Source organism: Microbacterium sp. zg.Y909 (genome assembly GCF_024626565.1).
Window position 1 is genome coordinate 1 of the sequence record NZ_JANJFJ010000341.1, and the last position, 4,778, is coordinate 4,778.

7 protein-coding genes and 1 pseudogene are annotated in these 4,778 nt (G+C 70.9%); 4 read left to right on the forward strand and 4 right to left on the reverse strand.

Annotated elements, in window-relative coordinates; all coding sequences use genetic code 11:
* Positions 1-301, reverse strand: a pseudogene (locus tag NQ160_RS18675) (hypothetical protein); the annotation flags it as partial.
* Between the two features lie 277 nt (positions 302-578).
* The gene (locus NQ160_RS18680) at positions 579-1,313 is read right to left on the reverse strand and encodes a winged helix-turn-helix domain-containing protein (protein WP_257516620.1); all 735 of its coding nucleotides are present in this window, start codon (positions 1,311-1,313) and stop codon (positions 579-581) included.
* A 488-nt stretch (positions 1,314-1,801) separates the two neighbouring features.
* On the opposite strand from NQ160_RS18680, the gene NQ160_RS18685 reads away from it, so the two are divergent.
* The 3 genes from NQ160_RS18685 to NQ160_RS18695 all read left to right on the forward strand — a co-directional run bounded on the left by NQ160_RS18685 (position 1,802) and on the right by NQ160_RS18695 (position 2,922).
* A complete protein-coding gene (locus NQ160_RS18685; RefSeq protein ID WP_257516621.1) occupies positions 1,802-2,101 on the forward strand; it encodes a GNAT family N-acetyltransferase in 300 nt (99 codons plus the stop codon).
* A gap of 93 nt (positions 2,102-2,194) precedes the next feature.
* Positions 2,195-2,410 carry a hypothetical protein gene (locus NQ160_RS18690; protein WP_257516622.1) on the forward strand — a complete coding sequence of 72 codons (216 nt, stop codon included), beginning with the start codon at positions 2,195-2,197 and terminating at the stop codon, positions 2,408-2,410.
* Positions 2,407-2,922 (forward strand): hypothetical protein, encoded by a 516-nt coding sequence (locus tag NQ160_RS18695; protein WP_257516623.1) that lies wholly within the window; start codon positions 2,407-2,409, stop codon positions 2,920-2,922. The genes NQ160_RS18690 and NQ160_RS18695 overlap by 4 nt, the downstream gene beginning before the upstream one ends.
* On the opposite strand, the gene NQ160_RS18700 is transcribed toward NQ160_RS18695, so the two are convergent.
* Entirely contained in the window at positions 2,904-3,680 is a 777-nt protein-coding gene (locus NQ160_RS18700) for an alpha/beta fold hydrolase (RefSeq protein ID WP_257516389.1), read from the reverse strand. The two genes, NQ160_RS18695 and NQ160_RS18700, sit on opposite strands and share 19 nt — an antisense overlap.
* Before the next feature lie 52 nt (positions 3,681-3,732).
* Between NQ160_RS18700 and NQ160_RS18705 the strand changes: the two genes are divergently transcribed.
* A complete protein-coding gene (locus tag NQ160_RS18705) occupies positions 3,733-4,017 on the forward strand; it encodes a DUF2277 domain-containing protein (RefSeq protein ID WP_257516388.1) in 285 nt (94 codons plus the stop codon).
* Here NQ160_RS18705 and NQ160_RS18710 read toward each other — a convergent pair.
* Positions 3,996-4,778: MFS transporter (locus tag NQ160_RS18710; protein ID WP_257516624.1), on the reverse strand; the 783-nt coding region annotated here is incomplete at its 5' end. The genes NQ160_RS18705 and NQ160_RS18710 overlap by 22 nt on opposite strands.

Genomic DNA, 4,778 nt, shown 5'->3' on the forward strand with positions numbered 1-4,778 from the left:
CGCCGACGGATGCCTCGATCCGTGCGAATGAGAATGCCGCTGCGCCGAGCCCGCCGACGAGGAGGACATCATGGAAGGCGCCGCCGGCCGCCTTCTGATACCAATCGGATTCGATGGAATCGTCCGGTTTCGCGACTGCTCCCGCAATCGTCGAGCGGTCCACGAGCAGTCCCCAGCCCAGTGCGGCCGCGGCGGGCAAGGTCCCCGCCATGACGACCGCGAAAGCGAGCCCGGCTCGTTCATCGGGATTCAGCGCCACGAAGAGCCCGCCCGCGCAGGCCGAGACGACCACGCCGATCATCAGCGACGTGCCCCACAGTGTCGCGGAACCTCCGCCGAAACGCGCGCGCCCCCAACGGCTCTTCGTCGTCGTGCTGCCATCCATGTCATCCACCTCTCCACCGGACGAAGCGTCCCGTGTCGTCGCTTCCATGTAAAGGGTACTTTACAGACAAGTACCCTTTACATCAAGGCGATCGTGAGGCTGGCATCTTCTCGCCTGACGCGTGCTGCGGGTTCCACGTCGCCGAAGCGACAACACGCGACAGGTGAAGCGAGCGCGATGCCGCGCGCTGCGGTCAGAAGCGGTCGGGGGAGGGGCTGCCGTGGCCGTAGCGGATCACGACGTCGGCGTGCCGGTCGAACCGGTACCCGACTCCCCGCACCGTGCGGACGATGTCCTCGTAGCGGCCGAGCTTCGCGCGCAGGCGTCGGACGTGCACGTCGATGGTGCGCTCGCCGGGTGTCTCGTCTTCGCCCGTGCCCTGCCAGAGCGACGAGACGAGCTCGGCGCGCTCGATCGTGCGGCCCTCCCGCAGCACCAGGTACTGCAGCAGCTCGAACTCTTTGAAGGTGAACGCCGCCGACGCGCCGTCGATCAGCACGCGCTTGCGAGAGATGTCGACGGTCACGCCGCCGGGGGCCGCGTCTTCGTCGGGCTCGTCCTGCTGGGTGCGGGCGACTGCGCTGGGTTCGTGAAGCGCCAGCCGCACGACGTCGACGTCGCGGCCACCCGCACCGGCGGGGGCGAGGGCGACGGTGGCGTAGGTCTCGGCGTGCGGTGCCAGCTCGCCCAGCGTGCGCCGCAGGGCAGCCACGAGGGCAGACAGCGATACGCCGTCCTGTGCCGCCTTGACCTCGTCGATGCCGACGTAGAGGGCGAATCCGCGCGGCGCGGTGCCGGCGGGGACGGGCCGGGCCGCGGGCGGCGCAGCGGTCACGGCGGCCGGGGGAGCGGTCGCCGGGGCGACGTCCTCGACGGCGCGAAGGTGGCGGGAGGTGGTCGGGCGGTCCAGCAGGGCGATGTTCGACATGGGAGTGAGGTCCTAGCGGGTGGAACCCGGGCGGTGCGCCTGGAGCGGGTTCGGGTGTGCGTTGCGGAGCCCGGAGGCGGGCCGTGTGTCGAAGCAGCGAGTGGCGCGGGGGTGGGCGCTCAGCGCGGTGCTCGGGGGCTCGGTCGCGTCGCTCAGATCAGAGGTGCGACAGAAACCCGGCGGGGGTCATCGTGTCAGCGACACATTCGGCAACACATGACAGCGCGGCCGGGCATAATCATGCCGGCAGTCCCGTTCGCCTCCCAGGCGGACAGAGAGCGTGCGTTGTCAGTCATGTGGCCGATTATGACCTACGTAGTCGGAATGCGTCAAACCGCTCAGTGATCCCGGCCGCCGGATGACGAAATATGACAGAGTGCTCAGCCGTCGGGGCGAACATCGACGACTGCGATGGCACCGTCGGCGGTCCGTGCCCCGCGCCGCGGTTCTGCGGCCCCGCTGTCCCACGCGAGGCGTAGCCTGGCGGCATGAAGGACCTGCGCTTCGAGAAACAGGTGGATGCCTCCCGTTGGGCGCTGCTGCGCGGCGATGACCTCGTCAGCGTGCTGGATTACCGCGACGACGGGCGCACGGTCGCGATGACCCGCGCCTACACGGTGCCCACCCACCGCGGCCACGGCTATGCGGCAGAGGTGGTGTCGCGCGCCGTCGCCGAGCTCGAGTCCCGCGGTGACCGCACCGTGATCCCCACCTGCTGGTACGTCGCCGACTGGTTCGAGGGGCATCCCGAGCACCGCGGCATCCTGCGCACCGCCCGCACGGTCTGACGCCGCCGCCCTACGCGGGGCGCGTGCATCCGTCAACCCCGTGCGCCCGGGCCGGGTGGAGGTCAGAGTGGGGAGCGACGAGAGGAGCGCACCATGACCGACCACGCGGACCAGGAGCTGCCCGAGGGAGTGATCAACGCCGACCCGCCGGGGGGCTGGGAAGGCATCGATGACATCGAGGCGCGGGAACGCAACGCCGATTCGGTGGGATCGCCCGATCTGTCCGATGCGCCCGTGGACGTCGGCGACGTGGAGTCGCCCGCACCGTCCCGAGGAGCCGACCCCGACCTGGGAATTGAGGAATCATGACCGAGCGCGAGAACGAGTTCGACAGCACCGGTGACAATCTGCCCGACAAGGGCGGCGTCGACGAGGCAGCCCTCCGCGAGACGGCGGCGGACAGCCCCGACGCGGTGGACCCCGCCACGCAGGCCGGCGACGGGCCGGACGGCGTGCCCGCTCCTGTCGACGGCTCCGCGGCCCCCGCGCCCGAGCCGACCCACGAGGCGGTCGGCATCGGCGTGACCGACGACGGCAGCGAGCACTACGGTCAGGACGAGAACCGCGGCACGCTCACCGTCAGCGAGACGCAGCAGGCCGACCTTTCCGGCGAGCAGGAGCAGCGACTCCCGGCGATGGCGCAGAACAACGCGCCCGAGGTCGACAAGGTCGCGGGGATCGTCGCGCAGACGCGCTCGGATGTGTCCATCGAGCCGCACGAGCGCATCGTCGAGGTGCTGCGCCAGCGCCTCGAGCAGTCCGGCATCCACCTGCCCGACGAAGAGATCTCAGAGCTGGCGCGTCAGGTCTCGACGGGCTGAACTCCGAGCTCGGCGAGGATCGCACGGGCGGCCGGGGCGGCGTCGCGGATCATCGTCTCGTGCCCGTGCCCGGGGATCTCCACCACGCGCGTGCGCAGGGCGGCCGCGACCCGCGCGCACCACGCGCGGGGGCACACGACGTCGTTCTCGCCGCGGATGACGAGCGCCGGGACCGTGACTTTGGGGTAGGACAGCTCCGGGCGGTGCGTGAGCATCGCCCGGGTCTTGCGCCGCAGGCGCGGTCCCGCTCGCACGTACTCGCGGGCGCCGAGAAAGACCACTTTGGGGCTCTCGATGAAGAGATCCAGAGCCAGGCGGCCGAGCTGGGGCAAGGCGCCTCGGGCGGCGGCATCCACCGTCGGGGCGACCAGCACGATGCGGTCGACCAGCGCAGGATGCCGCACGGCGAGCTCCGTGACGACCTGCGTGCCCATCGAGTGTCCGACGGCGACGAGTTCCCGCTCGGCCGGCTCGTGCTGACGCAGGTACGCCGCGACGAGGTCGGCCAGCCGCTCGATCGACGGCACGCGGGGCGGCTCCTCGGCCGCACCGAATCCCGGCAGGTCCAGTGCCAGCACCCGACCGTGCGGCTCGAGGTGCTCGATGAGATCGCCGAAGGCGCCGCGGCCCATGCCGATGCCGTGCACGAGGAGGAACGTCCGCGCGCCCACGCCGGTGGCCTCGACCACCAGCTGCGCGCCGTCGTGGGTGAACACGGTCACAGTGCCGTCGGGTTCGTTCGGTGCCGGTTCTTCCACGTTCCGACAGTAGGGGCTGGAAGCACCGGCATCCTGAGCGTACGGTGACCGCATGTGTCGCAACATCCACACCCTGCACAACTTCGAACCAGCCGCCACCGACGACGAGGTTCATGCCGCCGCGCTGCAGTACGTGCGCAAGATCGCCGGCACCACCAACCCGTCCAAGGCGAATCAGCAGGCCTTCGAGCGTGCCGTCGCAGACGTGGAGCACGCGACGCGGCATCTGCTGGCAGACCTGGTCGCGGTGGCGCCGCCGAAGAATCGTGAGGACGAAGCGGCCAAGGCCCGCGCCCGTGCGGAGAAGTCCGGTCGCTACGCGCCGCGCGTGGCCTGACGCCCGCGCCGGCGCGGGGCGCGCGGGCTGTCCAGCCCGATGTGGATGCGGGTGCGCTTTCGCTCCACGGCGATGAAGATCGACCCGACCACCCACAGCGGCACCTGCGTGAGGAAGGCGAGCCGGAAGGCATCCAGCGTGTAGGTCTCGGGAGTGCCCGCCCCCTGCAGGTCCAGGGCGACCCCGATCAGGAACACCGCGATGAGGCCCGCGAGGAACCCGCCGGAGTTGGTGATTCCGGTCGCCGTGCTGAGGCGGTGCGACGGGTTGTGGGTGCGGGCGTGGTCGAAGGCCACCATCGACGCCGGCCCGCCCATCGCCAGGGCGACGGCGAGACCGAGCAGCATCCACAGCGGAGCGGGTCCGGGCTGGGCGATGACGATCAGCCAGGCCACGGCTTGCACCGCGATGGAGGGCAGCACCAGCGCCCGGGAGCGGAGCGTCGGCACCCGGCTCGACAGCGACCCCATGACCGGCCCGATCAGGATGCCGGCCAGCACGTACACGGTCGTCACGAGCGCCGCCTGTCCCTGTGACAGGCCTTCCCCCGCGGTGAGGAAGGGGAAGCCCCACAGCATGACGAACGCAGACCCGGCGAAGGGCGTCGTGAAATGCGACCAGAAGGCGAGGCGCGTGCCCGGATGCGACCAGGCGGCGCGGATGCCGACGCGGTTGTCGACGGCCGACGTGACGACCCGGATCGCGCCGGTGTCGGTGTCGACGGTGACGTCGCGGTCGCGGTCGGGCGGGTGGTTGCGGAT

Excerpts from the sequence above, each read along its gene's own strand:
- NQ160_RS18685 (WP_257516621.1), top strand. The coding sequence starts at position 1,802 with ATGAAGGACCTGCGCTTCGAGAAACAGGTGGATGCCTCCCGTTGGGCG.
- NQ160_RS18695 (WP_257516623.1), top strand. The coding sequence starts at position 2,407 with ATGACCGAGCGCGAGAACGAGTTCGACAGCACCGGTGACAATCTGCCC.
- NQ160_RS18690 (WP_257516622.1), top strand. The coding sequence starts at position 2,195 with ATGACCGACCACGCGGACCAGGAGCTGCCCGAGGGAGTGATCAACGCC.
- NQ160_RS18705 (WP_257516388.1), top strand. The coding sequence starts at position 3,733 with ATGTGTCGCAACATCCACACCCTGCACAACTTCGAACCAGCCGCCACC.
- NQ160_RS18680 (WP_257516620.1), bottom strand. The coding sequence starts at position 1,313 with ATGTCGAACATCGCCCTGCTGGACCGCCCGACCACCTCCCGCCACCTT.